Raw genomic sequence first — 24,283 nt, forward strand, 5'->3', positions numbered from 1 at the left:
TCAGACCGTCCTCTCCAGGACCACCAGGGAGCGGTCCGGCACCCGGATGGTGCCGCCCGCGCTGATCACCGTGACCTCGTCCGGCTCCGGCTCGGCGGTGGTGATCACCCGTTCCCACTTCTGGCCGTACTCACCGCCGGGCAGGGTGAAGTCCAGGGGCGCGTCGTGGGCGTTGAAGAAGAGCAGGAACGAGCTGTCGTGGTGGCGCTGGCCGTACTGGCCGCGCTCGGGGATGCCCTCGCCGTTGACGAACAGCGCGACCGAGCGGCCGAAATCGTTGCCCCAGTCCTCGCCGGTCATCTCCCGGCCGTCCGGGGTGTACCAGGCGAGGTCGGGCAGCGGGGCGTCGACGTCGCGGCCACCGACGGGCAGGCCGGTGAAGAAGCGGCGGCGGCGGAACACCTGGTGCCGGCGGCGGAACGCCACCAGTGTCCGGACGAACTCCAGCAACTGCTCGTCGGCGTCGTCCCAGTCGACCCAGGACAGTTCGCTGTCCTGGCAGTAGGCGTTGTTGTTGCCGTGCTGGGTGCGGCCCAACTCGTCGCCGTGGCCGATCATCGGCACGCCCTGGGAGAGGATCAGCGTGGCCAGGAAGTTGCGTCGCTGCCGGGCGCGCAGGGCGAGCACCGCCTCGTCGTCGGTGGGCCCCTCCACCCCGCAGTTCCACGACCGGTTGTGGCTCTCCCCGTCGCGGTTCTCCTCGCCGTTGGCCTCGTTGTGCTTGTCGTTGTACGACACCAGGTCGTGCAGGGTGAAGCCGTCGTGGCAGGTGACGAAGTTGATGCTGTGGAACGGGCGGCGTCCGTCGTCCTGGTAGAGGTCGGCCGAGCCGGAGATCCGGGACGCGAACTCGGCGAGGGTGGCGGGCTCGCCGCGCCAGAAGTCGCGGACGGTGTCGCGGTACTTGCCGTTCCACTCGGTCCACACCGGCGGGAAGTTGCCCACCTGGTAGCCGCCGGGACCGACGTCCCACGGCTCGGCGATCAGCTTGACCTGGCTGACCACCGGGTCCTGCTGCACCACCTCGAAGAAGGTGGAGAGGCGGTCGACCTCGTAGAACTCGCGGGCCAGGGTGGCCGCCAGGTCGAACCGGAACCCGTCGACGTGCATCTCCTGCACCCAGTACCGCAGCGAGTCCATGATCAGTTGCAGGGAGTGCGGGCTGCGGACGTTGAGGCTGTTGCCGGTGCCGGTGTAGTCGACGAAGTAGCGCCGGTCGGCCTCGCTCAGCCGGTAGTAGCTGGGGGTGTCGATGCCCTTGAAGCTGAGGGTGGGGCCGAGGTGGTTGCCCTCCGCGGTGTGGTTGTAGACCACGTCGAGGATCACCTCGATGCCGGCGGAGTGCAGCGCCTTCACCATGCCGCGGAACTCCTGCACCTGCTGACCGAGCCGGCCCAGCGCCGAGTAGCCGTGGTGCGGGGCGAAGAAGCCGATGGTGTTGTAGCCCCAGTAGTTGCGCAGGCCCAGGTCGGCCAGCCGGTGGTCGTGCACGAACTGGTGCACGGGCATCAGCTCGATCGCGGTCACCCCGAGCCGCGTCAGGTGCTCGATCATCGGCGGTGCGGCGATCCCGGCGTACGTGCCGCGCAGCTCCTCCGGGATGCCCGGGTGCCGCATGGTCAGCCCGCGCACGTGCGCCTCGTAGATGACCGAGTGGTGGTAGGGGGTGCGCGGGGGCTTGTCGTTGCCCCAGTCGAAGTACGGGTTGACCACCACCGACTTGGGCACGAACGGCGCCGAGTCGGTCTCCGACATGCGCTCCGGGTGGCCGAGCTCGTAGTCGTAGACCGCCGGGTCCCAGACCACGTCGCCGTCGACGGCCTTCGCGTACGGGTCGAGCAGCAGCTTGTTCGGGTTGCAGCGCAGCCCGTTCGCCGGGTCGTACGGCCCGTGCACCCGGTAGCCGTAGCGCTGCCCCGGCTCGATCCCGGGCAGGTACGCGTGCCAGACGTACGCGTCGACCTCGCGCAGCTCGACGCGGCGCTCCAGGCCGGTGTCCCACTCGTCGAACAGGCACAGCTCGATCCCGTCGGCGACCTCGGAGAAGATCGCGAAGTTGGTGCCCATCCCGTCGTAGGTGGCGCCCAGCGGATAGCGCTCGCCCGGCCAGACCTGCATGTCGCTCCCTCGATTCAGATCATGAGCGCACCGCGCCATGAGCGCACCGCACGGCGGGCCGCGCGGTGTGCACGCCGTTAGTGCCCCACGCCCGGCTCGGCCAATCCATCCTCCCAGCCGGTACGGCGAATCGACCCGAGTCGCCCGGGCTGGGGGTTCTGGTGTCTTCCGTCACCCTGGCCGGTTTTCGGGATGCGAGACGCGGCTCGATGCCTTTTCCTAGTTCGGGGACGCGCGCGTGCGCGCCACGAGGCCCTCGGCCGCCCACCCACCTTCGTTCCTGCCGCCACCGCTGTCGGCGGTCCCTCCCTGCCTGGACGGAGATCGATGTGACCACCACGCGGCTCGGCGAGCAGCTCGCCACCGCCCCGGACCGCACCTGCCGGCCCGCCCTGACCCGCCCTCAGCTCCCGCAGCCCGCCGCGGCGGCCGTCCCGCCGCCGGCCTCGCGCATCCTGATGCTGTCGTGGGAGTACCCGCCGGTGCTGGTCGGCGGGCTCGGACGCCACGTCCACGCCCTCTCCGTCGCCCTCGCCGCCGCCGGCCACGACGTCACCGTCGTCACCCGCCACGCCGACGGCGCACCCCTGGAGGAATACGCCGACGGCGTCCGCATCATCCGCGCCGCCGAAGACCCCGTCACCTTCCCCCTCGCCACCAACAGCCTCCTGGCCTGGACCATGGCCTTCAACCACACCCTCACCCGCGCCGCCCTCCGCGCCACCGACACCGCCGACTACGACCTCATCCACGCCCACGACTGGCTCGTCGCCCACACCGCGATGACCCTGCGCGAGCACCTCGACCTGCCCCTGGTCACCACCATCCACGCCACCGAAGCCGGCCGACACCAGGGCTGGCTCCCCGAGGAGATGAACCGCACCATCCACGGCGTCGAACACTGGCTCAGCACCGAGTCGGGGCGGGTCATCGTGTGCTCCGGCTACATGCGCGACGAGGTGAGCGGGCTGTTCGGGGTGCCCACCGGTCGGGTGGACGTGGTGCCCAACGGCGTCGAGCCGCAGCGGTGGCGGGCCCCGCACCAGGCGGTGGCGGCCGCCCGGGCGCGGTTCGCCGGCGACGGCCCGCTGGTCACGTTCGCCGGTCGGCTGGTCTACGAGAAGGGCGTGCAGCACCTGCTCGCCGGGCTGCCGCGGCTGCGCGAGCGGCACCCCGGCCTGCGGGTGGTGGTCGCCGGTGACGGGCCGTACCGCGGTGAGCTGGAGTCCGACGTACGCCGCCTCGGCCTCGGCGACGCGGTGAGCATGCCGGGTTTCCTCGGCGGCGCGGAGCTGCCCGCGGTGATGGCCGCGTCGGACTGCTTCGCGGTGCCGAGCATCTACGAGCCGTTCGGCATGGTGGCCCTGGAGGGCGCGGCGGCGGGGGCGCCCCTCGCGGTGGCGGCCACCGGTGGGCTGGCCGAGATCGTCGAGCCGGGGGTGACCGGGATGACCTTCCGGCCGCAGGACCCGGACGGGCTGACCGAGGCGGTGGACGCGCTGCTGTCCGACCGGGACCGGGCGCGGGCGCTGGCCCGGCGGGCCCGCGCGATGGTGCACGAGCAGTACGGCTGGTCGGCGATCGCGCGGCGCACCGCGGCGACCTACGCGGCCGCCGTCGCCCAGGACCGCGCCTTCACCGCCGAGCGGACCGAGCAGCGGATGAGCCGAGGCCGGTCGCTGCCGGCGACACCGGCCGGGAACCTGCTCGCCGCCGTCGGCCTCCGCTGAGCGGTCGCCGGGCCGAGGTCACGCGCCGGGAGCGGCCCACCGGACACCGGTGGGCCGCTCGCCGGTGGTGACGTACTCGATCACCGCGCGACGCGCCGTCTCGGCGCTCACCCGGGCCAGCTCGCCGGGGACGGTGACCAGCGGCTCGTCGACCGACCACATGACCGTGATCGGGGGGCCGGGCGCCAGCTCGACGCCGACGCTGTCGTCCGCCAGCCAGGTCAGCGCGGCGCGGCCGGCTTCGACGTCGATGTCGACGCGCAGGTCCTCGTCAGCGCCCTCCGGCCCGAACCAGAGGGACTGGCCCGACCCGCCGTGCGGCAGGACGGCGTGGACGGCCTCGTCGAAGCTCTCCCCCGCCTGGGCCGGGTCGGCCAGCGACCGCGGGTGGGCGAGGTGGTCGATCATCACGTACGTCATGGTCGGATCAGCCTACCCGTGCCGGTGATCACGTTCTGGTAGAAGGTGGCGCCGCCGTCGAGAGTGGACCACACGGTCATCCGCGACCCGGCGGGCATCGTGTCCGCGAGGAGCTTGTCGCAGGTCAGCGGATAGTTCTGGTCGAAGGGGCGGGTGCCGCACATGCTGTTGTCCACGACCACCTCGGCATCGGCCACCGTGCCGTTGCGGCGCAACTGCTCGCGCAGGTCGGCCGCGACCTTCATCTCGGGGTGCTCGAAGAGCACGTTGGGCGCCTGCGGGTACGGCCGCCCGTCGTCCCGCCGTAGCCGCTCGTGCGCGAGGTCGTCGGCGAGGTGCCGCTGACCGCCGCCGGAGGTGATCGTCTGCCCGTTGTAGGAGGCGGTGGTGGGTCGGGGCTCGCCGCTGTACCGGGGCTGGAAGTCCTGTGCGGCCGTGCGGACGTGCTGCGGGGCGGCCTGCCCGGGGACCTGGGTCCAGCCGGGCGTGACGGGCTGCAGGGGTTGGCTGGTCGGCGGGCTCTGGCCGGGGCGGCGCTGGCCACCGGACCCACTGGGACCGCCACCGGCGGCGCGGCCAGCGCGCGGGGTCGGCATGTGGAACTGCGGCACGGCGTGCTTCATCGGCCCCTGCACCCCGGGCGGCAGCCCCCGGCCGCCCGGCTGCCCACCACCGGTCCCACCCGGCCCACCGCCGGTCCCACCCGGCCCACCGCCGGTGCCACCGTTCCCGCCCGGCCCGCCGCCGGTGCCGCCGGTCCCGCCGCCTCCCGGGGGCTTGCGCCGGCCCACGTCAGCCGCCCAGCAGGGCGTTGACCGCCTGGTCGAGCAGCAGGCCGACCACGGTCTGCGTGATCAGCTTGAAGATCGGAATCTCCAGCAGCGACGCGCCGAAGGTGGCCGCCGCCGTCGCGATGGCCTGGGCGATCTGGATCGCCAGGAGGACCAGTTGGACGATCACCTGGATCTTCAGGAACAGCACGACGGCCGCGCAGACGATCAGCCCGGCACCCAGAACCATCGCGCCGGCCGGGGCCTCCGAGAGCGCGGCGGGGGCGCTGTCCTGGCCGCCCCACCAGGTCTGGAACGCGGCCACCGCCTCGCCGACGTTCACGTCCGTCACCCGCCGGGCGCCGGCGTCGACCTCCGCGGCGACCTGGCCGACGTCCCCGGCGAAGGTGATCCACGCCTGGCCCAGCCGGAACAGCTTCTCCTCGTCGGAGGTCGGCCAGTCGTAGCCGATCATGCCGAGGACGGTGACCAGCTCACCCGGCAGCGTCAGACCCACCGGCTACCCCAGCCGTCCGTCGAGCTGCGCGAAGAGGGCCCGCGCCGACTCCTCGACACGCTCGTAACCGTCGGCCATGGCGGCCAGGTCCGTGCCGGCGGCGACCAGGTCGCCGGCGGCGGCCCGGAGGCACTCGAACGCCCACTGGGACACCGCCTGGTAGGCCGTGCCGATCAGGGCCCCGATCGTGTCGTCGCCCCACGCGCCCTCGAAGTCGGCGAGCTCGGCCTGGAACGACCGGAGCCGGGCCTGGAACGCCTCCGCGCCGCCGCCGATCGTCGCGCCGCCCTCGCGCAGACTCTCGGGCACCACCTCGAAGCCGCTCACTGCTGCCGCCCGAGCCGCGTCATGACGTCGTTGAGCGTGGTGGTGAAGCGGGCCATCTGCCGCAGGCCGTCGTCCTGGATCCGCTGCACCTGCTCCGACAGCGCCGCGAGGTCGGTGGCCGCGGCCTCGGGAGTCGTCCCGGACCGACGCGCCGCGGCCTCGGCGAGCGCGTCGTTGACCGCCGCCGTGATCCCTTCGGCCACCTCCTCCAGGGGCAGCCGCTTGGCGTGGGGAGCGATCTCGATCCGCTCGATCCGACCACCCGACGTCGCGGTCACCAGCACCGCCCCGTCCAGCGCGTCGCCCTGGGGCGGATCGTCGCCCGCGCCCGCAGGGCTCGCCGCCACGGACGCGCGCAGCGATTCGAGCATCCGCCGGGTCGCCGTGAGGGTCTGTTCCAACTCGTCCGGTTCCCGGGAAATCGACATCCGCGGCCCCCTCGGCGTGCTGGGTCGAACTTTCGGGGAACCTAGCACCGCGCCGAGGGTGGTGTCGTCACCGCCTGTCGTACATATCGGACACGCCCGGTATCTCGGGTGAGGCAGGCGTTACGGCCCGTGTACGCGCGAAGGCCGCCGACCCCGGCGGGGTCGGCGGCCTTCGCGTACGCGGCGGACGGGTCAGCGGTCGCCGAAGGCGACGTAGTCCCGCTCGGCGGCACCGGTGTAGACCTGCCGCGGACGGCCGATCTTGGTCTCCGGGTCGTTGATCATCTCGCGCCACTGGGCGATCCAGCCGGGGAGCCGGCCGAGCGCGAAGAGCACCGTGAACATCTTGGTGGGGAAGCCCATGGCCTTGTAGATCAGGCCGGTGTAGAAGTCCACGTTCGGGTAGAGCCGGCGGGAGACGAAGAAGTCGTCGGCGAGGGCGATCTCCTCCAGCTCCATCGCGATGTCCAGCAGCGGGTCCGGCTTGGCCATCCGGCCGAGCACGTCCTGGGCGGCCTTCTTCACGATGGCGGCGCGCGGGTCGTAGTTCTTGTAGACCCGGTGGCCGAAGCCCATCAGCTTGACGCCGTCCTGCTTGTCCTTGACCTTCTGCACGAAGGAGCGGACGTCGCCACCGTCGGACTTGATCTTCTGGAGCATCTCCAGCACGGCCTGGTTGGCGCCGCCGTGCAGGGGGCCGAAGAGCGCGTTCACGCCGGCCGAGACCGAGGCGAACAGGTTGGCGTTGCTGGAGCCCACCAGCCGCACGGTCGAGGTCGAGCAGTTCTGCTCGTGGTCGGCGTGCAGGATGAACAGCATGTCCAGCACCTTGGCGACCACCGGGTCGACCTCGTACGGCTCGGCCGGCACGCCGAAGGTCATCCGGAGGAAGTTCTCCACGTAGCCCAGCGAGTTGTCCGGGTACAGCAGCGGCTGCCCGATCGACTTCTTGTAGGCGTACGAGGCGATGGTGGGGACCTTCGCCATGAGCCGGACCGTCGAGATCTCGACGTGCTCGGAGTCGAACGGGTCGAGGCTGTCCTGGTAAAACGTCGAGAGCGCGCTGACCGCCGACGACAGCACGGCCATCGGGTGCGCGTCCCGCGGGAAGCCGTCGAAGAAGCGGCGCATCTCCTCGTGCAGCAGCGAGTGCCGGCGGATCCACTCGGTGAATTCGCTCAGCTGCTGTTCGGTCGGCAGCTCACCGTAGATGAGCAGGTAGGAGACCTCCAGGAAGGAGGACTTCTCGGCCAGCTGCTCGATCGGGTAACCCCGGTAGCGCAGGATCCCCGCGTCACCGTCGATGTACGTGATCGCGGAGGAGCAGGCCGCGGTGTTCACGAAACCGGGGTCGTACGTCGTCATCCCGGTTTCCTTCAGCAGCTTGCTCACCCCGATTCCGGCGGGGCCCTCGACGGCGGGGTGCACCGGCATCGACAGCTGCCCACCGGGGTGATCGAGCTTGACTTCCGTCATGTGGTTCCTCGCTTCGCCGGCGAATCTACGTTGAATTGCCTTCGCTTTTACCGTAATCGCGGCCGCCGGGACACCGCTCCCCCTGGTTCTGCGGTGAGGTATGCGTCACCTGATTCCCGACCGCCCAGCTCGGAAACCCGGGAATCGTCCGATTCAGGAGAGCGCGAGATGCCGCAGCCCGCCGTCGCCGGTGACCTGGTAGACGTCGAGTTGGTTGGCGCCCGCTTGGAAGAGCCGGTCGTCGGCGAGGAGGGCGGCGAACCGGCGGCCACCCGGGTCGGGCGGCACCACCGGCACGACCGCGCCGACCCGCCCGTTGACCGCCACCGCCAGCAGGGTGCCCTCGGGTACCTCGTCCGGAACGCTACCCCAGACCATCGCCGGCAGCGTGCCGGTGTCCGGGTCGGTGGCGCGGAACGCGGCCAGGTCGGCGACCCGTGCCGACCCGCCGCCGGGCGGCCGAGGCCCCACGGCGGTGCCGACCAGCGGGTGCGGGCTCGGCAGCGGCGGTGGGGTCGGCACGCCGTCGGGAATGACGACGGGCTCCCCCGGCCGGTCGTAGAAGTGCTTCTGGCCGGCGGGGCGGGCGGCCGCGCGGGCGGACCGGCCGTCGACCCGCCAGGGCAGCCGGATGCCGGCCAGGTCCGCCACCGTCGGCAGCAGGTCGACGTGCTCCCAGTTGCGGTCGTCGGTGCGCCCGGCGCGCTGGCCGGGCTCCTTGACGAACATCGGCACCCAGGCCACCTCCCCCGGGGCGGCCTTGATCGCGTCCATGCCGCGCCCCTGGAAGCCCTTCGTGAAGCTGACGCCGTGGTCGGCGGTGACCACCACGGCCGCCTGGTCGTACAGGCCGGTCTCGCGCAGCCGTCGGAGGGTCTCGCCGATCAGCCGGTCGGTGTAACCGAGCTGGGCGAGGTGCCGTTGCCGGGCCAGCTCGACCCAGCCGGCGCCGTCGTTGGGCAGGTCCTCCGGCGCCTCGTAGCGGGCCCCGGAGGGCAGATAGGCCCACGGTGAGTGCGGCATCAGCAGGTGCAGGAAGTGCAGGGTGGGCCGGGGCTCGGGTTTGAGTCCGGCCAGGAAGCTGGTGAACCGGGCCGGCTGGTTGTCGTCGAGGCTGTCCCAGCGGAACTTCGGGTCGTCCGGCACCGGCTCGGCCGCGTCCAGGCCCGCCTCGGCGGCGGTCCGCTCCCGGTATGAGTCCTCCGGGTCGATCCGGCTGTCCCAGGGGGAGGTGACCTGGCCGAGCAGGGTTCTGGTCTCGCGGACCAGCACGCCGAGCCCCTGCTCCGGGTCGACCGGTTGCTCGCAGCGGCTCGGTGGGCAGAGCCGGGTGATGCTCTCCTCGGCGCGGATGTCGTACAGGCCGCCGAAGGCGGTGAACAGGTTGTCGGGGTGCTGGGAGTAGTGCGGCGCCACGCCCCGGGTCGGGTAGCGGCCGGTGAGCATGGCCGGCAGGGCGTACGGGGTCCAGCCGCTGACGCCGGTGGCGTCGCGGTACCAGGTGGAACCGCCGGCCAGCTCGGCGAAGTGCGGGAACCGGGTGGCGTCGATCCGGCCGTCGGGCCCGAGCAGCGACACCAGCGGCAGCTCGTCCAGGACCAGCATGACCACCGGCGGGTGGACGTCGGTCGCCGCGGTGCCGGCGGCGCCGCCGGACTCGCGGGGCAGGACCAGCACCGACGTGGGCGAGACCAGCAGGAACAGCGCGATGAAGACGAGTGGGCCGGCGGCGACCAGGCGCAGCACGCGGCGGGGTGCGCGCCAGCGCCGGTGGGCCGCGGCGCCGGCCGCGCCCACGACCGCCGCGGCCACCAGCAGCGGTACGCCCCGCAGCGGCGTGCCGTGCCGCCCGGCCTGCACGGCGAGCGCGGCGAGGAGCAGCCCGACCAGCAGGGTGTGCGTCCACGCCCGCGCGGTGCGGCCGGCCAGCCGGCTGAGCGCGCCGACCACCGCCACCGGCACGGTGGGCGCCACCGCGACCAGGGCCAGGAGGAGCAGGATGTCCTCCCGGTCGGCGCGGTGGAAGAGGAAGAAGTCGGGGCTTCGGCCGAGTACGTCCAGCAGCGGCTGGGTGACGACCAGGCCGACCAGCGCCACGATCTCCAGCAGCCGGCCGCCTTCGGCCCGCGCCCCGGCCGTCCAGCGCCGGCGCCGCGCTCCCGCCGTCGGGGTGCCGGACGGCACGGCGCCGTCGGCCGGGACCGGTGGTGGGTTGCCGACGGGGAGCGGGTCAGCCACCCACGACCGCCGTGTACAGCGTGCGGGTACCCGAGGGCAACTCCTCGCGGTGCGTGATCCGGGCGCGGGTCGCGAGGTGCCGTTCGAACTCGGCGCGCCGGTAGTCGGGGAAGATCCCGTCGGGCTTGTTGGCGAGCAGCCGCCGCGCCATCGGGTCCTCCGGGTGGACGAACTCCACGACGATGCGGGCGCCGGGTGCGCAGAGGTCGGCGAGCCAGCTCACCACGTCCGGCAGCGGCACGTTACGACCGATCGCGAGGTGGTGCACGACGGCCAGGGCGAGTACCACGTCGGCGGCGGCCCGGTCGGCGAAGGAAGCCCGCTCGACCCCCCGCCACCCGCCGCCCGGCGACGGATCGGCGAGGTCCATCACCAGCGGCAGGATGCGCCGCTCCCCCTCGGCCCGCAGCTCCCGGTACAGCGTGTCGACCACGACCGGGTCCTGCTCGACGGCGACCACCTGGTCGGCGTGCCCGGCGGCGAGACGCGAGTACCGGCCGTCGTTGGCGCCGAGGTCGAGCACCAGCCGGGGCCGGGCACCGTCGGTCAGCGCGGCGGTGACGAACCGTTCCTTGCCGGCGCGGTCCTGCGCCGTGTAGCCGCAGGTGCGCTGGTAGTCGACCCAGTGGGTGGGCGTGGTCCGGCGGTCGAGCCGCCGGACCAGCTTCTCGATTCCGCGTACGGTGGCCAGCGCCAGTTCCCGCGAGTAGCCGGCGGCCCGCAGTTGGGCGCGGACGTCGGTCGTGGTGGCGGCCGCGTTGCGGCTCTGCATCGCGCCGTGCAGGTGCACATGGGTCGGTACGCCGGGCAGCAGTCGCCGAACCCCACGGAACAGCGGACGCAGTTGGTCGGCCTCGATCCCGTCCACCCGGGACCTCAGCCACGGCTGGAAGTCCACCCCGAGGTGGGCGGTGAGCAGCAGCGGGTAGAGCATCGTCTGGCAGAACTGCCGGTAGCCCGCCCAGGGCTCGCCGTCACGCAGTGGTTCGAAGGAGCCGACGTCGATGAAGACCGGGTCGGTGCCCCGCCACTGGAGGTTGTACGCCGACCCGTCCTTGGTGGTGAACCCGGCGGGGATGGCGGCCCGGAGGATCTCCAGGTGCCGCAGCGCCGCGTCGCGCAGCATGCCGAAGGACCACTCGTACGGGTGGGAGACGAACGGGATGCGTTCGTGCCGCAGCACGGCTGCCCACGCCTGCGCGCCCGGCACCCGGGTCGGGTCGACGGCCTCGGTGCCGCAGACCTTGCCCTCGGCGAGGAGGGTGGTGAAGAAGTCCGCGCCGGCCAGCGCCCGCCAGTCCTCGGCGGCCCGCGCGTCGAGGCCGCGCAGCACCTCGTCGCCCAGGTGGAAGACCCGGTTGGCCGGGTCGCGGAAGGAACCGGGTTCGGGCCGCACGCCCGTGGGGGAGATCGCCATGCCGGCCGGTCAGCGTTGGTCGGTGGGCTGCCGGCGGAACCGGTCGACCAGCCGCCGCCAGTAGAGCTTGGCTGCCACGGCGGCGCCGGCCACCCCGCCGACCACCGCCTGCACGATGAGGCTGCCGGATCCCGCGTCCAGGTAGGCCAGGTGGATCACTGACCGCTCCTTCCCTCGCCGTCACGACACCGACGTCCCGAGCGGTAGAGCACTGAGGCTTTTGACCCGGAAGGCCGGACTTGTCTGACACCGTACGCCGATCATCCTCGCCATGAAGGGCACACCGGCCACACACCCCCCGTCCGTTTCGTTCAAGACGGTCAACGAACGCGCTCCTAGCCTGGACACCATGACTCTCCGGTTCGACTTCATCAGCCTGCTCGTCACGGACATGGCACGCACCCTGGACTTCTACCGGCGGCTCGGGCTGGAGATCCCGCCCGGCGCCGAGTCGGAACAGCACGTCGAGTCGACCCTCACCGACGGCGTCCGCATCGCCTGGGACCACGTCGACCTGGTCCGCTCGTTCAGCCCGGAGTGGACGCCGCCCACCGGCAGCTCGCGGATCAACCTCGCCTTCCGCTGCGCGGAACCGGCCGAGGTGGACCGCAGGTTCGCCGAGATGACCGAGGCCGGCTTCCACGGCGAGCTGAAGCCGTGGGACGCCTTCTGGGGCCAGCGGTACGCGGTGCTGCACGACCCCGAGGGCAACGGCGTGGACCTGTACGCCCCGCTCGCCGCCGGCTGAGCCCCGCTCAGCCGGCGAGCAGGGCGGTCGGCGGGACGCCGGCCAGATCCCGCACGTCCCGGCTGAGGTGCGCCTGGTCGGCGTAGCCGCAGACGGCGGCCACCTCGGCCAACGGCGTGCCCGTGCGGGCCAGGGCGAGCGCCCGGCGCATCCGCAGGATCCGGGCGAGGGTCTTCGGGCCGTAGCCGAACAGGTGTCGGCAGCGCCGGTGCAGGGCGCGCGGATCCAGGTCGAGGTCGGCGGCGATGGCGGCGACCGGAACGCCGGCGGCCGCCCCGGCCGCGATCCGGGCGCCCAGCCTGTCCGGTCCCCCGGCCGCGCGCAGCCGCCGGGCGGCGAGCGCCGGCAGCAGCGCCGCCGGGTCGTCGGCGGCCCGCTCCACGAGGTCGGCCGCCGCCCGGTCACCCCACAGCGCGGCGAGCGGCACCCGGCTGTCCCGCAGCTCGTCGGCGGGCACGCCGAGCACCGCGGGGCCGACGCCGGGCGGGAACCGCAGCCCCACCCACCGCTGCCCCGGCGCGCTGACGCTGACGAACGCCCGCCGGTCCGGCCCGGCCACCAGCAACCCGGCCGCGCTGGACCAGATCAGGTCGAGGCAGCCGTCAGGCAGCACCCGCACGGACCGGGCGCCGCCCGGGTCGGCGCTGGTCCAGAGGACCGCGCCGGCGACGCCCGCGGAACGCTCCCGGTACACGCGCCACAGCGTGCCACGCGGGTACGACACCGAAGCGCGGTGCCGCCGATACCCTGCCGGGATGGGGTGGGTGGTGGTGGACGCGCCGCTGGACTCGTCCGGCCGGGGCCGGGGCGAGCAGCGGGCACCGGCCGCGCTGCGCCGCGCCGGCCTGCTCGCCGCGATCGGCGCGGACGACGGTGGCGAGATCGACGCCTGGATGCGGGACCCGACCCGCGACCCGGCGACCGGCCTGGTCGGCGCCGCGGCGGTACGCCGGGCCGGCGGGGCCATCGCCGCGCGGGTCGGCGAGCTCGTCGCCGCCGGACGTCGACCGCTGGTGGTGGGCGGCGACTGCGCGATCCTGCCCGGCATCTGCCGCGCGCTGCCGCGGGAGGTGGAGCTGTGGTTCGTCGACGGCCACCCGGACTTCTACGACGGGGTCACCTCGGAGACCGGTGAGGGCGCCGACATGGATCTGAGCGTCGTCACCGGTCACGGCCCGACCGTCGCGGCGGGCGTCGACGACGTGCTGGTCGAGCCGCACCGGGTCCACCTGCTGGGCCACCGGCCGCCGGCGGACGAGGCCGGGCGCCGGGAAGCCGCCCGTGTCGACCCACGGATCCACCAGCTGCCCGCCGCCGAGCTGCGTCGGCGCGGGCCCGGGCCGGTCGGCGCGGCGCTCGCCGCCGGTGGCGACGGTCCGGCCTGGCTGCACCTCGACCTCGACGCGGTCGACCCGCGCGACCTGCCGGCGGTCACCTACCCGGAGCCGGACGGGCTGCGCTGGCCCGACCTGGTCGATCTGGTCACGCCGCTGGCTCGCGCCGATCGGCTGCTCGGGATGAGCGTCGCCGACCTGAACGCCGACGAGGACCCCGACGGGCGGCACGCGCGACGCGTCGTCGAGGTCCTCGCCGAGGTGCTGGGGCGCTGAGCCGACCGTACGGTGGCCCGGCGGGCCCGTGCGCCCTGCGGGGTGGGACCGGCGGTCAGACCCGGCGGTCCGCCCGTTCAGGTCCGGCGGTGGTGCATCCCGAGCCGCAGCAGGACGAACCGCAGCACCGTCGCGACCAGATTCGCCGCCACCAGGACGGCCAGTTCGAGCGGACGGCCGGGCGCGGCGGTCGCCGCGTGCAGCGCCGCGAGGGCCCCGCTGGTCAGCGCCAGGCCGAGCCCGAAGGCGAGCAGCCCCTGGAGGTGGTGCCAGCCCGCGTGGCGGCGGCCGGTGATGCCGAAGGTCAACCGACGGTTGGCGGCCGTGTTCGCCACCGCCGTGAGGAGCAGCGCCAGCAGGTTCGCCGGTTGGGCACCGAGGACGCCACGGCTGGCCACGAAGAGCAGCAGGTACGCGACCGTGCTGGCCACCCCGACGGCGGCGAAGCGGGCCAGTTGCCGGGGCAGCCCCACCGGCACCCGGGCCGGCGGCGCGGCCAACGGCGCCCGACCGAGCTGTTCGCGCAGCTCGGCCAGGGGCAGCGCGCCGGTCAGCAGCGCCCGGCCCAGCCGCCCGATGCCCCGCAGGTCCGCGTACGCGGTGGCCAGGACGTCCACCCGGCTGTCCGGGTCGTCCACCCAGTCGACCGGCACCTCGTGGATCCGCAGGCCGGCCCGCTGGGCGAGCACCAGCAGCTCGGTGTCGAAGAACCAGCCGGTGTCCTGGACCAGCGGCAGCAGGCTCGCGGCGACGTCGGCGCGGATCGCCTTGAACCCGCACTGGGCGTCGGAGAACCGGGCCGCGAGGGTGCCGCGCAGCAGCAGGTTGTAGGCCCGGGAGATCACCTCCCGTTTAGCGCCGCGGACCACCCGGGCGGTACGCGCCAGGCGGGTGCCGATCGCCAGGTCGGAGTGCCCGGAGATCAGGGGCGCGACCAGCGGCAGCAGGGCGGCCAGGTCGGTCGACAGGTCCACGTCCATGTACGCGAGCACCGGCGCGGACGACTCCGACCATGCGGCCCGCAGCGCCCGCCCGCGCCCCTTGGCGTCCAGGTGCCGCACGCCCACCGACGGCAGCTCGGCGGCCAGCGCCTCGGCCAACGCCAGCGTCGCGTCGGTGCTCGCGTTGTCGGCGATCGTGATCCGGAACGGGTACGGGAAATGCGCGCTCAGGTGGGCGTGCAGCCGCCGTACGCAGGGGCCGAGGTCGACCTCCTCGTTGTGGACGGGGACCACCACCTCGAGCACCGCGGTCGGGGTGGCCGGGACGGCCCGGGTGACGGCGTACGCCTCGCGGGAGCGAGTCATGCTCAGCCCTCCCGTCCGCTGCTCAGGTCGTAGACCGTGACGCCGTCGACGGTCCGCGCCTCGAACGTCGACGCCACCCAGGAGGCGATCTCGGACGACGCGGAGCTGCCGCCGTTGGCCCGGAACCCGCCGCCGCCGAGGAAGTAGTGGATCCGGCCCTCGGCGACGTACCGCTGGAACCGGGCGAGGGTTGGTGACGGGTCGCTGCCATTGAACCCGCCGATCGGCATCACCGGGTCGCCGGTGGCGAGCTGGTAGCCGGAGGCGTTGTTCGACCCGACGGTGGCGGCCACCCAGGTGTACCGGTCGCTGTCGCGCTCCAGCAGCTCCCGCAGCGCGACGCTCGGCTCACGGGAGTCGAGCAGTCCGCCCATTCCGCCACCCCGGACCGCCCGGCCGTCACCGCCCTGGCCGGGCCAGCCGCCCGGAAACTGGCCGCGGCCCGGGAACTGGCTGGAGCCCGGGAACTGGCTGGGGCCGCCGGGGTTCGCGCCGCCGCGGAGCTGCCCGGCGGCGCCGGTGCTCGGGTCGCCGCCGGACGCCTGGCCCGTGTTCGCGCCGCCGGGAAAGCCGGGGAACCGGCCCGGCGTGCCCGCCGTGCCGGACTGTCCACCGGGGAAGGCACCGCGCCGGGTGCCGTCCGGGCCGCCGGGGAAGCCACCGCGACCCGGACCCGCCGCGACGGCCGGCCCGGCGCTCGGGATCGACCCCGTGTGCGCGGTGGCGGCGGTCTGCACGGAGTACGCGACCGGCCCGGCGAGGGCGGCGGCCGCACCGAGGGTGAGCACCACCGGCACCGCCCGCCGGGGCAGCCGCTCGGCCAGGACGGTCACGGCCGCGGCGGCGAGCCCGGTGACGAGCACGGCGGTGCGCAGCCACGGGTGCCAGTCGGGGCTGCGGCCGAGCAGCTTCCACGACCACCAGGCGGTGACCACCAGGACCCCGGCCAGCGTGGCGGTGGCGGCCCGGGACCGCCACCCCGTCCGCCGGTCACCGGCCCGCCCGGTGGCGTCCGCCTCGGATCGGCCGGCGTCGGCGGTCGCCCCGGGCACACCCGGGTCCGGGCCGTCCGGTGCGACCGGCGAGGCCGCCGTGCGCCAGAGGAGGGTGACGCCGACGCCGACCAGCGCGCCGACCGCCGGGGCGAGCGCCACGGTGTAGTAGGCGTGGAAGATGCCCGACATGAAGCTGAAGATCAGACCGGTCACCAGCAGCCAGCAACCCCACAGCAGCAGCCCGGCGCGGGTCCGGTCGGTCCGGGGCGCCCGCCCGGCCACCACCAGGCCGGCGACGAGCAGGATCAGCGCGGCCGGCAGCAGCCAGGAGATCTGACCGCCGACCTCGCCACCGAACATTCGCAGCCAGCCGGTCTGTCCCGAGAACGGTCCGCCGCCCGTCCGACCGCCGCCTCCGCCGACGCTGCCCACCTCGTCGCCGGTGATCCGGCCGAGGCCGTTGTAGCCGAGGGTCAGCTCCAGGATCGAGTTGGACTGGGAGCCACCGATGTAGGGCCGGGCGTCGGCCGGCACCAGTTCGACGACCGCCACCCACCAGCCGGCGGTGACCACCAGGGCGAGCCCGGCGAGGAGCAGGTCGCGGAGCCGCCGCCACAGCCGGGTCGGCGCGGCCAGCAGGTAGACGCCGACGAAGACCGGCACCACCAGGAACGCCTGGAGCATCTTGGTGAGGAAGCCGAGGCCGACCAGGGCGCCGGCGAACACGATCCACCGGGTGGCGGCCGTCTCGACGGCCCGGACGGTGGCGTACGCGCCGGCCACCAGCAGCAGCACCAGCAGCGCGTCGGGGTTGTTGAAGCGGAACATCAACGTCGCGACCGGGGTGGTGGCGAGCACGGCCCCGGCGAGCAGCCCGGCGACCGGGCCGTACCAACGCCGCACGGTGGCGTACAGCACACCGACGGAGGCGACGCCGCACAGTGCCTGGGGGACGAGCATCGCCCAGCTGTTGAGGCCGAAAACGCGGACGGAGAGGGCCATCAGCCACAGCGAGGCCGGCGTCTTGTCCACGGTGATCGAGTTGGCCGCGTCGGACGATCCGTAGAAGAACGCCTTCGCGTCGACCGATCCGGCCTGCACGGCCGCGGCATAGAAGGAGTTCGCCCAGCCGGAGGCGCCGAGGCCCCAGACGTACAGCAGGCCGGTGGCGAGCAGCAGGGCCGCGACGGCCGGGCGGGTCCACCTCCGGGCGCGTTGTCGCGGCGCTGATCCACCGTCCCGGCCGGTGGGCCGGGACGCGGGTGCGGCGACGGCGGGCACGGTCAGGGTCTCGGTTCTGTCCATGCCGGCAACCCTCGGTGGCCGGGCTGGCTGGGCCCCGTGCGCCGGCTATGCGTCCGCTGTGGGATTCGGCAGCCGGACCGTGAACACGGTCCGGCCCGGCCGGCTCTCCACGGCGACCGCGCCGCCGTGCGCCTCCACCACCGCCGCCACGATCGCCAGGCCCAGGCCGGTGCTGCCGTGCGCCCGGGACCGGGAGCCGTCCCCGCGCGCGAACCGTTCGAAGACCTCGGGTTGCAGGTCGGGCGGCACTCCGGGGCCGTCGTCGGTGACGCTGAGCACGGCGGCGTCCGGGTCGGCGCGCAGCGTGGTGGTGACCGTCGTGCCGGGCGGGGTGTGCACCCGCGCGTTCGCGAGCAGGTTCGCCACCACCTGGTGCAGCCGGGCGGCGTCGCCGGGCACCCGGATCACCACGTCGGGCAGGTCGAGCTGCCAGCGATGCTCGGGCCCGGCGACGTGCGCGTCGCTGACCGCGTCCACGACCAGCGCGGACAGGTCCACCGGCGCCACCGCGAGGGGCCGGCCGGAGTCGAGGCGGGCCAGCAGCAGGAGGTCGTCGACGAGGCTGGTCATGCGGGTGCTCTCCGACTCGACCCGGCGCAGGGCGTGCGCGACGTCGGGCGGGACCTGGTCGCGGCCCCGGCGGGCCACCTCGGCGTACCCTCGGATCGCCGCCAGCGGCGTCCGCAGCTCGTGGCTGGCGTCCGCGACGAACTGGCGGACCCGGGTCTCGCTGGCCTGACGCGCGGCGAGCGCGGCGGCGACGTGCCCGAGCATCCGGTTGAGCGCGACGCCGACCCGCCCCACCTCGGTACGCGGGTCGGTGTCGGAGCCCGGGACCCGCTCGGAGAGCGCCACCTCGCCCCGATCGAGGGTGAGCTCGCTGACCCGGCCGGCGGTGGCGGCGACCCGGTTGAGCGGGCGCAGGGCGGCCCGGACGATCAGCGCGCCGAGCCCGCCGGCGACCAGCAGCCCGGCGGTGGCCACGCCGGCCTGGGCGACGATCATCCACATGACCGTCTCGTCGACCCCGGCGAGCGGGATGGCCACGGCCACGACCACTCCGCCGGCCGCCGTGCGGGCCACCGCACGGTAGTCGCCCCGGGCGCCGAGGTCCACGGTGTGCGGTCGCCCGTCGGTGGCCAGCTCCGCCAACGGGCGGACGTCGGTGGCCGGCACCGCCTCGACGCCGCCGCTGTCGGTGCGGACGCCCGCGAGGGTGGTTCCGTCGACCACCCGCACCGCGATGGAGCCCGGCGGGAACCCGCCCGGCGGTTCGGGGGTCCGCGGTCCGCTGTCGGCCTGCCGGCCCGGCCACGGCGGCTGCGCGCCCTCCCGGAACCACGGTGGGCCGCCGGGGCGGCGGTCGTTCATGGTGAGCTGGTTGTCGACCTGCTGAACGAGGAAGTGGCGCAGCGCGACGGTGGTCAGGCCGCCGATCCCGACGCTCACCAGGGCGAGCAGCGCCACCACGGAGAGCACGAGCCGGCGCCGCAACGACCAGCCGGCGAGCCGGCGGCGCAGGGCGTGCGCGGGGCGATGCCGGGCAGCCTGGTCACTCGGCCGGCTTGAGGACATACCCCGCGCCGCGCAGCGTGTGGATCATCGGCTCCCGGCCGGCGTCGATCTTCTTCCGCAGGTACGAGATGTACAGCTCGACCACGTTGGCCTGCCCGCCGAAGTCGTAGTTCCAGACCCGGTCGAGGATCTGCGCCTTGCTGAGCACGCGGCGTGGGTTGCGCATCAGGTAGCGCAGCAGCTCGAACTCGGTGGCCGTGAGGGTGACCAACCGCCCGCCGCGGCGCACCTCGTGGCTGTCCTCGTCGAGGGTGAGGTCGCCGACGGTGAGCACGGCCTCCTCGCGGGCGGCGACCGCGGAACCGGAGCGGCGCAGCAGCGCACGCAGCCGGGCGATCACCTCTTCCAGGCTGAACGGCTTGGTGACGTAGTCGTCGCCGCCCACCGTGAGCCCGGCAATCCGCTCCTCCACCGCGTCCCGGGCGGTCAGGAAGAGCACCGGGACGGTGGGCGTCTGCTCACGCAGGCGGCGCAGCACCTGGAAGCCGTCGAGGTCCGGGAGCATGACGTCGAGCACGACCGCGTCCGGCTGGAACTGCCGCGCCGCGGTGAGGGCCGCCATGCCGTTGCCGGCGCTGCGCACCTGCCAGCCCTCGTAGCGCAGCGCCATCGACAGCAGGTCGGTGAGCGTCGGCTCGTCGTCGACCACCAGCACCCGGACCGGCTCGCCGTCCGGGCGGCGCAGTTCGATGCGGCCCTGCGCGGCCCTCCCCTCCATGACCATGCCCTCCATGGTGGGCGTCTTCCCTGTGTGGTGGCCCTGCGCACCCTGTGTGCCGGCTGTGCGCGCCACTACTCGGAGACGCCGAGGGGATCGGTGCGGACGAAGCGCATGGTCCAGGCCCCGCCGCCGTCGGATCCCTCGCGTTCGTAGAGGTGGTCGGGGCCGCCCTGCACGGGCCCCTCACCGCGCGGATGGCGCATCACCCAGCGCGCGGGCGGGCGGCCGTCGGGGTCGGCGGGCAGATCCCGGACCAGGTCGTGGGCCGGTCCGCCGACGAAGCGTACGGTCACCTCACTCATCGCCGCTCCCCTCGGTGTTCGGGTCGGCACTGTGGGTGACGCCGCCCCCGGCTCGCAAGCTACCGCACGGGCCGGGCGGACGCAGCGCGCCACCCCTTCTTGATCATCACGGTTTGCCCTGTTGGGAGCCCGGGTACCGCTCGTGCAGGCGCCCACCGGGGCGCGGGACGAGGACGAGGAGTCGACCGATGCGGACGTTGGACGGGCGGTACCGGCTCGAACAGCGCATCGGGATCGGCGGGATGTCCGAGGTGTGGCGCGCGCACGATGTCGTCCTCGACCGTCCGGTGGCGGTCAAGCTGATCTCCCCCAGCCAGGACCGGGACGGCTCGGTCGAGCGGATCCGCGCCGAGGCCCGCGCGGCGGCCCGGCTGGTGCACCCGAACGTGGCCAGCGTCCACGACTTCGGCACCTGCGCGACGGGGCCGGAGCACCGGACGCCCTACATCGTGATGGAGTTGGCCGAGGGTGAGACGCTCGCCGCGCACCTGCGCGCCGGCCCGTTGGACTGGCGCATCGCGGCACGCGTCTGCGCCGAGGTGTGCGGCGCCCTGGCCGCGGCGCACGCGCACGGCATCGTGCACCGCGACGTAAAGCCGGCGAACGTCATCCTCACCCCGGCCGGGGTGAAGGTCCTCGACTTCGGCATCGCCACCCCTTCCGGCACCCCGGACGCGCTGCCGGACGGCATGATCGTCGGCACGCCGGCGTACCTGGCGCCGGAGCAGCTGGACCGGGCACCGGCCACGCCCGCGGCGGACATGTACGCGCTCGGCGTGCTGCTCTACTACTGCCTGACCGCGCGACTGCCGTACCCCGCCGGAACCACGACACAGCTGTTCGGCGCCCGCCGCCGCCAGGCACCGGACCCGCTGCCGGAGATCGCCGGGCTGCCGCCGGAGGTGGCGGAGCTGTGCCACCGCTGCCTGGCCGACGATCCGGCCGAGCGGCCGACGAGTCTGGTCGCGGCGCTGCTGCTGGCCGAGGCAGTGGACGCGCGGGTGTACGTACCGATGCGGCTGCCGTCGGTGCCACGACCGCGACGCGCGGGGGTCCGGCCCTGGACCGAGCAGGCCGCGGCCGAGGTCACCGAGGTGGCTTCCGGGCGGCGCTGAGCCCGGCATCCCGCGCCGCTCAGGGGGCCCCGAGCCGGCGCCCTGGCCGCCCCGGGAACGGTTTCGCCGCCCGGGGGCCGGGTAGCCGTCACGGCGAGTGACGGGAGGAACGCGATGCCGGATCCGAGTTCCTGGCTGCATGAGGCCACCGCGACCGCCGAGGGCGGGCACGTACGAACCGACGACGGAGGGCTCTCCACCGCGCTGGCGTCCCCGCTGGCGGCGCACTGCACGGGGCTGCGACCCGAACAGCTGCTGGCCGCCGCGTTCGCGTCCTGCCTGCACCACGCCGCGGTGGAGGCGGCCGGTGAGATCACCGACGAGTCGCACACCGTGCAGGTACGCGCCGAGGCGAAGCTGGGGCGCGACGGCGACGGCCGGTACCGGGCGGACGTGCACGCCGAGATCGCGTCCGCCGGGTTGACCCGGCAGCAGCTGGCCCAGCTGGTCGAGTACGCCGACCGACTCTGGCCGTTCTCCAGCGGCGACAACAGCCGCCACCGGCTCACCGTCACGCCGGCCGAGAACGGCCGGCACTAGAGGGCTGTCACCAGCGGAAGCTCGCGGTGACCGCCCGGTGGTCGCTGTCCGGGGTGCGGAGCACGCCGGCGGAGGTGGCCGTCAACCCGCGGTAGAGGACGTGGTCCGGGCGGGTGACCGGGACCGCCGCCGGCCAGGTGAAGCCGAAGCCCCGGCCGGCGTCGACCTGCGCGTCGTCGAGCAGCCGGCCGAGTGGGGCGAAGACGCGGTCGGAGCTGGCGGTGTTGAGGTCGCCGAGCACCACGAGGCGCGGCGCCGGGTCCGCGCGTATCCGGGCGGCCAGCGCGGCCACGGTCTGGTCCCGGGTGGCGGTGTCGCCGGCCCGGGCCGACCCGAGGTGCACCACGTACACCGCCAGGTCGCCGCTCGGGGTGTCGACGACCGCGCGCAGCGCCCGCGTCCAGCCGAGGCCGGTGTCCACGCCGGCGCCGTCGCGCACCGGGTAGCGGCTGTAGAGGGCGACCGTGGAGACGGCGACCCGGTGCGGGTGACCGGGTCGGAGGACCTCGGCGACGGGCGTCTCGTCGCCGATCTCCTGCAGGGCGATCAGGTCGGCGTCGGCGAGGGCCCGGACGGTCGCGGCCGGGTCGGGGTTGCCGGCGCGCAGGTTCTGGCTGGCGACCCGCAGCCCACCGGCGGTCGCGCTCGCGGCGGGCCCGTGCCGCAGCCAGGGCCCGGCGTAGAGGGTCGCCCAGACGACGGCGGGGAGCAGCACCGCGACCAGCGCGAGGCGCGCGCGACGCAGCAGCGCGGCCACGGCCAGCAGCGGTACACCCAGGCCGAGCAGCGGAGTGACGCTGTCGAGCAGGCTGCCGAAGCCGCGCACGTTGGGGACCGCCCGGTGACCGGCGATCACCCCGGCGAGCAGCACGGCCGCGGCGGTGATCAGCCAGCCACGCCGCCGGCGCCGGGGGGCGTCCGGCCCACCGCCCGTTCGACCGTACGGCGGAGCGACGTCTCCGTCGGACGGCGGAGGCGTCGCCGGGTGTCGCGCCGGCTGCCCAAGATCACCCATGTGCCCAGCTTATGACGGCATTTCGGTCATAGCCGTAATACCCGAGATCAGTGGTCCATCACCTTCGTGGACGACTGCGGACAATCATCCGGTCGAAGGCGGCAAATTGTGGCGCATGCCACCAACCCGGCAGCTGGAAACGCTCCCCGGACCCCCTAGCCTCGGCGGGTGCATCCCGACGACCCCTCCGACCAGAAGCTGACCGCCACCGAACCCACCACCGGTTCGAGGGAGCGGGCATCCACCGAACGGACGATCGGCCGGCACCGGGCCCCCGAGCCACCTCGGCGCGGCGCCCGGGCGGTGCTCACCTCGACGCCGCTACGGGTGGCGCTCGCCACCGGCGTCTCCTGCTGCCTCGGCTTCGCCGCGTACGCCGGCGTCCGGGACGACGCCCCGGAGCGCACGGAGCCGCTGGCCGAGGCGGTGGCCGACCGCGCCGCCCTGGCCGACCAGCGCGCCTCCCGGTCGCTGGAACGCACCGCCTCCCCCACTCCGGTCAGCCCCAGCCCCAGCCCCACCCCGACCCCCACCCGCACCGCGACGAAGAAGCCGACGCCGAAGAAGCCGGCGAAGCCCCGCCGACCCAAGCCGGTCGCCGGGCTCACCCAGGCCCAGATGGACAACGCGAAGGTGATCGTCGACGTCGGCCGGGAACTGGACGTGCCCAAGTTCGGGATGGTCATCGCGGTCGCGACCGCGATGCAGGAGAGCACCCTGCTCAACTACGCGAGCGGAGTGCTGCCGGAGTCGCAGGACTACCCGCACCAGGCCATCGGCTGGGACCACGACTCGGTCGGCCTCTTCCAGCAGCGACCCAGCAGCGGCTGGGGCACCGTGGCCGAGCTGATGCGCCCGGCGTTCGCGGCACGCGCCTTCTACCTCGCGCTGCTGGAGGTCCCCGGCTGGCAGGACATGAGCCTCACCGTGGCCGCCCAGACCGTGCAGGTCTCCGCGTTCCCCGACGCGTACGCCCAGCACGAGGACCGCGCGACGGAGGTCGTCGAGGCGCTCACCTGAGCCGTGGCGGGCGGGCCGGCCTCGCGACGCTACTCGGTGCTCCCGGCCGCCGCCCGGGTCGCCGGGACCCCGGTGGCACCGGCCGCCGCGGTCGGCGTGTCGACGGGCACCGGCTCGGCGGTCAGGCCGCCGAGGATCTCGTCGGCCCGGGCCTCCCGCCGCCGGCGCAGGTACAGGGCCGCCTCGAAGTCGCGGCGGGTCTGCACGGCCTCCGCGTACGCCCGCTCGCGCAGCTGCCGGGCCTCCTCGCGGGCCGCGTCCAACTCGACGCGCGCCCGGGCCAGCAGCGCCGCCGCCTCCCGCTCCGCCTCGCCGAGGCCGCGCCCCGCGCCCGGCTCGGGTCGGCGGAGCAGCACGCAGAGTCCGTCGGCCTCCTGCCGGATCCGGTCCCATTCCCGGCCATCCCCGGCGGCGCTCTCCGCCAACGCCGCGAGCCGGGTCAGCCGGACCCCCAACTCGTCCAGGCAGGAATCCACCTGCCGCTGGTCGTAGCCCACGTCCACGACGGAGAACCTCATACTGTCGCCCCCAGGCAGCTGGTTGTTCTTCCCCACCTGGGATCCTCGGCCGCGCCGCGCAGGCCCCGCAC

The 24,283-nt window shown here is 74.2% G+C and carries 24 protein-coding genes; 6 read left to right on the top strand and 18 right to left on the bottom strand.

The window, feature by feature from the left end:
- Positions 1–2,118 carry a glycogen debranching protein GlgX gene (gene glgX / locus ACIBTV_RS21725; RefSeq protein ID WP_396707459.1) on the bottom strand — a complete coding sequence of 706 codons (2,118 nt, stop codon included), beginning with the start codon at positions 2,116–2,118 and terminating at the stop codon, positions 1–3.
- 329 nt (positions 2,119–2,447) lie between these two features.
- Here glgX and ACIBTV_RS21730 point away from each other — a divergent pair, with 329 nt between their 5' ends.
- Positions 2,448–3,848, top strand: a complete 1,401-nt coding sequence (locus ACIBTV_RS21730; RefSeq protein ID WP_396707461.1) for a glycosyltransferase family 4 protein — start codon at positions 2,448–2,450, stop codon at positions 3,846–3,848.
- Positions 3,849–3,866: 18 nt separating this feature from the next.
- On the opposite strand, the gene ACIBTV_RS21735 is transcribed toward ACIBTV_RS21730, so the two are convergent.
- From ACIBTV_RS21735 to ACIBTV_RS21775, 9 genes are all read right to left on the bottom strand, one after another.
- Positions 3,867–4,268 (bottom strand): Imm1 family immunity protein, encoded by a 402-nt coding sequence (locus ACIBTV_RS21735; protein WP_396707463.1) that lies wholly within the window; start codon positions 4,266–4,268, stop codon positions 3,867–3,869.
- Positions 4,265–4,891 carry a DddA-like double-stranded DNA deaminase toxin gene (locus ACIBTV_RS21740; RefSeq protein WP_396707465.1) on the bottom strand — a complete coding sequence of 209 codons (627 nt, stop codon included), beginning with the start codon at positions 4,889–4,891 and terminating at the stop codon, positions 4,265–4,267. Before ACIBTV_RS21740 ends, ACIBTV_RS21735 begins: the two co-directional genes overlap by 4 nt.
- A 169-nt stretch (positions 4,892–5,060) precedes the next feature.
- A complete protein-coding gene (locus ACIBTV_RS21745) occupies positions 5,061–5,555 on the bottom strand; it encodes a hypothetical protein (RefSeq protein ID WP_396707467.1) in 495 nt (164 codons plus the stop codon).
- Positions 5,556–5,558: 3 nt separating this feature from the next.
- Positions 5,559–5,882 carry a WXG100 family type VII secretion target gene (locus ACIBTV_RS21750; RefSeq protein WP_396707469.1) on the bottom strand — a complete coding sequence of 108 codons (324 nt, stop codon included), beginning with the start codon at positions 5,880–5,882 and terminating at the stop codon, positions 5,559–5,561.
- Positions 5,879–6,310, bottom strand: a complete 432-nt coding sequence (locus tag ACIBTV_RS21755) for a YbaB/EbfC family nucleoid-associated protein (protein ID WP_396707471.1) — start codon at positions 6,308–6,310, stop codon at positions 5,879–5,881. Before ACIBTV_RS21755 ends, ACIBTV_RS21750 begins: the two co-directional genes overlap by 4 nt.
- A 192-nt stretch (positions 6,311–6,502) precedes the next feature.
- Positions 6,503–7,786 carry a citrate synthase gene (locus ACIBTV_RS21760; RefSeq protein WP_396707473.1) on the bottom strand — a complete coding sequence of 428 codons (1,284 nt, stop codon included), beginning with the start codon at positions 7,784–7,786 and terminating at the stop codon, positions 6,503–6,505.
- Positions 7,787–7,939: 153 nt separating this feature from the next.
- On the bottom strand, positions 7,940–9,970 hold the full coding sequence (locus ACIBTV_RS21765) for a sulfatase-like hydrolase/transferase (RefSeq protein WP_396707625.1): 2,031 nt from the start codon (positions 9,968–9,970) through the stop codon (positions 7,940–7,942).
- Positions 9,971–10,016: 46 nt separating this feature from the next.
- A complete protein-coding gene (locus ACIBTV_RS21770; protein ID WP_396707475.1) occupies positions 10,017–11,441 on the bottom strand; it encodes a class I SAM-dependent methyltransferase in 1,425 nt (474 codons plus the stop codon).
- A 9-nt stretch (positions 11,442–11,450) separates the two neighbouring features.
- Positions 11,451–11,600, bottom strand: a complete 150-nt coding sequence (locus tag ACIBTV_RS21775; RefSeq protein WP_007459587.1) for a hypothetical protein — start codon at positions 11,598–11,600, stop codon at positions 11,451–11,453.
- Between the two features lie 190 nt (positions 11,601–11,790).
- Here ACIBTV_RS21775 and ACIBTV_RS21780 point away from each other — a divergent pair, with 190 nt between their 5' ends.
- Positions 11,791–12,189, top strand: coding sequence for a VOC family protein (locus tag ACIBTV_RS21780; RefSeq protein WP_396707477.1), 399 nt, complete (start codon positions 11,791–11,793; stop codon positions 12,187–12,189).
- 7 nt (positions 12,190–12,196) lie between these two features.
- Here ACIBTV_RS21780 and ACIBTV_RS21785 read toward each other — a convergent pair whose 3' ends face one another.
- Positions 12,197–12,883, bottom strand: a complete 687-nt coding sequence (locus tag ACIBTV_RS21785; RefSeq protein WP_396707479.1) for a helix-turn-helix domain-containing protein — start codon at positions 12,881–12,883, stop codon at positions 12,197–12,199.
- A gap of 61 nt (positions 12,884–12,944) precedes the next feature.
- Here ACIBTV_RS21785 and ACIBTV_RS21790 point away from each other — a divergent pair, with 61 nt between their 5' ends.
- Positions 12,945–13,799, top strand: coding sequence for an arginase family protein (locus ACIBTV_RS21790; RefSeq protein WP_396707481.1), 855 nt, complete (start codon positions 12,945–12,947; stop codon positions 13,797–13,799).
- Positions 13,800–13,876: 77 nt separating this feature from the next.
- On the opposite strand, the gene ACIBTV_RS21795 is transcribed toward ACIBTV_RS21790, so the two are convergent.
- The 5 genes from ACIBTV_RS21795 to ACIBTV_RS21815 all read right to left on the bottom strand — a co-directional run bounded on the left by ACIBTV_RS21795 (position 13,877) and on the right by ACIBTV_RS21815 (position 20,004).
- Positions 13,877–15,106, bottom strand: a complete 1,230-nt coding sequence (locus tag ACIBTV_RS21795; RefSeq protein WP_396707483.1) for a glycosyltransferase — start codon at positions 15,104–15,106, stop codon at positions 13,877–13,879.
- 2 nt (positions 15,107–15,108) lie between these two features.
- Positions 15,109–17,406: a glycosyltransferase family 39 protein gene (locus tag ACIBTV_RS21800; RefSeq protein WP_396707485.1), complete on the bottom strand. Its 2,298-nt coding sequence runs from the start codon at positions 17,404–17,406 to the stop codon at positions 15,109–15,111.
- Between the two features lie 45 nt (positions 17,407–17,451).
- On the bottom strand, positions 17,452–18,981 hold the full coding sequence (locus ACIBTV_RS21805; protein ID WP_396707487.1) for an ATP-binding protein: 1,530 nt from the start codon (positions 18,979–18,981) through the stop codon (positions 17,452–17,454).
- Positions 18,959–19,699 (bottom strand): response regulator transcription factor, encoded by a 741-nt coding sequence (locus tag ACIBTV_RS21810; protein WP_396707627.1) that lies wholly within the window; start codon positions 19,697–19,699, stop codon positions 18,959–18,961. Before ACIBTV_RS21810 ends, ACIBTV_RS21805 begins: the two co-directional genes overlap by 23 nt.
- A 74-nt stretch (positions 19,700–19,773) precedes the next feature.
- Positions 19,774–20,004, bottom strand: a complete 231-nt coding sequence (locus ACIBTV_RS21815; RefSeq protein WP_396707489.1) for a hypothetical protein — start codon at positions 20,002–20,004, stop codon at positions 19,774–19,776.
- A 188-nt stretch (positions 20,005–20,192) separates the two neighbouring features.
- On the opposite strand from ACIBTV_RS21815, the gene ACIBTV_RS21820 reads away from it, so the two are divergent.
- Both ACIBTV_RS21820 and ACIBTV_RS21825 read left to right on the top strand, forming a co-directional pair.
- Positions 20,193–21,119: a serine/threonine-protein kinase gene (locus ACIBTV_RS21820; RefSeq protein WP_396707491.1), complete on the top strand. Its 927-nt coding sequence runs from the start codon at positions 20,193–20,195 to the stop codon at positions 21,117–21,119.
- Positions 21,120–21,233: 114 nt separating this feature from the next.
- Positions 21,234–21,659 (top strand): OsmC family protein, encoded by a 426-nt coding sequence (locus ACIBTV_RS21825; RefSeq protein ID WP_396707493.1) that lies wholly within the window; start codon positions 21,234–21,236, stop codon positions 21,657–21,659.
- A gap of 7 nt (positions 21,660–21,666) precedes the next feature.
- Here ACIBTV_RS21825 and ACIBTV_RS21830 read toward each other — a convergent pair whose 3' ends face one another.
- Positions 21,667–22,674 carry an endonuclease/exonuclease/phosphatase family protein gene (locus ACIBTV_RS21830; protein ID WP_396707495.1) on the bottom strand — a complete coding sequence of 336 codons (1,008 nt, stop codon included), beginning with the start codon at positions 22,672–22,674 and terminating at the stop codon, positions 21,667–21,669.
- Positions 22,675–22,842: 168 nt separating this feature from the next.
- Between ACIBTV_RS21830 and ACIBTV_RS21835 the strand changes: the two genes are divergently transcribed.
- The gene (locus tag ACIBTV_RS21835; protein WP_396707497.1) at positions 22,843–23,694 is read left to right on the top strand and encodes a hypothetical protein; all 852 of its coding nucleotides are present in this window, start codon (positions 22,843–22,845) and stop codon (positions 23,692–23,694) included.
- A gap of 29 nt (positions 23,695–23,723) precedes the next feature.
- On the opposite strand, the gene ACIBTV_RS21840 is transcribed toward ACIBTV_RS21835, so the two are convergent.
- Positions 23,724–24,212, bottom strand: coding sequence for an ATPase (locus tag ACIBTV_RS21840; RefSeq protein WP_396707499.1), 489 nt, complete (start codon positions 24,210–24,212; stop codon positions 23,724–23,726).
- Positions 24,213–24,283: the final 71 nt, after the last annotated feature.

The organism is Micromonospora sp. NPDC049366 (assembly GCF_044466625.1).
GTDB lineage: Bacteria > Actinomycetota > Actinomycetes > Mycobacteriales > Micromonosporaceae > Micromonospora.

Coding starts and splice junctions, on each gene's coding strand:
- ACIBTV_RS21830 (WP_396707495.1), bottom strand. CDS start 22,674: ATGGGTGATCTTGGGCAGCCGGCGCGACACCCGGCGACGCCTCCGCCG.
- ACIBTV_RS21790 (WP_396707481.1), top strand. CDS start 12,945: ATGGGGTGGGTGGTGGTGGACGCGCCGCTGGACTCGTCCGGCCGGGGC.
- ACIBTV_RS21740 (WP_396707465.1), bottom strand. CDS start 4,891: ATGAAGCACGCCGTGCCGCAGTTCCACATGCCGACCCCGCGCGCTGGC.
- ACIBTV_RS21825 (WP_396707493.1), top strand. CDS start 21,234: ATGCCGGATCCGAGTTCCTGGCTGCATGAGGCCACCGCGACCGCCGAG.
- ACIBTV_RS21800 (WP_396707485.1), bottom strand. CDS start 17,406: ATGGACAGAACCGAGACCCTGACCGTGCCCGCCGTCGCCGCACCCGCG.
- ACIBTV_RS21815 (WP_396707489.1), bottom strand. CDS start 20,004: ATGAGTGAGGTGACCGTACGCTTCGTCGGCGGACCGGCCCACGACCTG.
- ACIBTV_RS21770 (WP_396707475.1), bottom strand. CDS start 11,441: ATGGCGATCTCCCCCACGGGCGTGCGGCCCGAACCCGGTTCCTTCCGC.
- glgX (WP_396707459.1), bottom strand. CDS start 2,118: ATGCAGGTCTGGCCGGGCGAGCGCTATCCGCTGGGCGCCACCTACGAC.
- ACIBTV_RS21795 (WP_396707483.1), bottom strand. CDS start 15,106: ATGACTCGCTCCCGCGAGGCGTACGCCGTCACCCGGGCCGTCCCGGCC.
- ACIBTV_RS21820 (WP_396707491.1), top strand. CDS start 20,193: ATGCGGACGTTGGACGGGCGGTACCGGCTCGAACAGCGCATCGGGATC.
- ACIBTV_RS21760 (WP_396707473.1), bottom strand. CDS start 7,786: ATGACGGAAGTCAAGCTCGATCACCCCGGTGGGCAGCTGTCGATGCCG.
- ACIBTV_RS21780 (WP_396707477.1), top strand. CDS start 11,791: ATGACTCTCCGGTTCGACTTCATCAGCCTGCTCGTCACGGACATGGCA.
- ACIBTV_RS21735 (WP_396707463.1), bottom strand. CDS start 4,268: ATGACGTACGTGATGATCGACCACCTCGCCCACCCGCGGTCGCTGGCC.
- ACIBTV_RS21810 (WP_396707627.1), bottom strand. CDS start 19,699: ATGGAGGGGAGGGCCGCGCAGGGCCGCATCGAACTGCGCCGCCCGGAC.
- ACIBTV_RS21755 (WP_396707471.1), bottom strand. CDS start 6,310: ATGTCGATTTCCCGGGAACCGGACGAGTTGGAACAGACCCTCACGGCG.
- ACIBTV_RS21840 (WP_396707499.1), bottom strand. CDS start 24,212: ATGAGGTTCTCCGTCGTGGACGTGGGCTACGACCAGCGGCAGGTGGAT.
- ACIBTV_RS21805 (WP_396707487.1), bottom strand. CDS start 18,981: ATGTCCTCAAGCCGGCCGAGTGACCAGGCTGCCCGGCATCGCCCCGCG.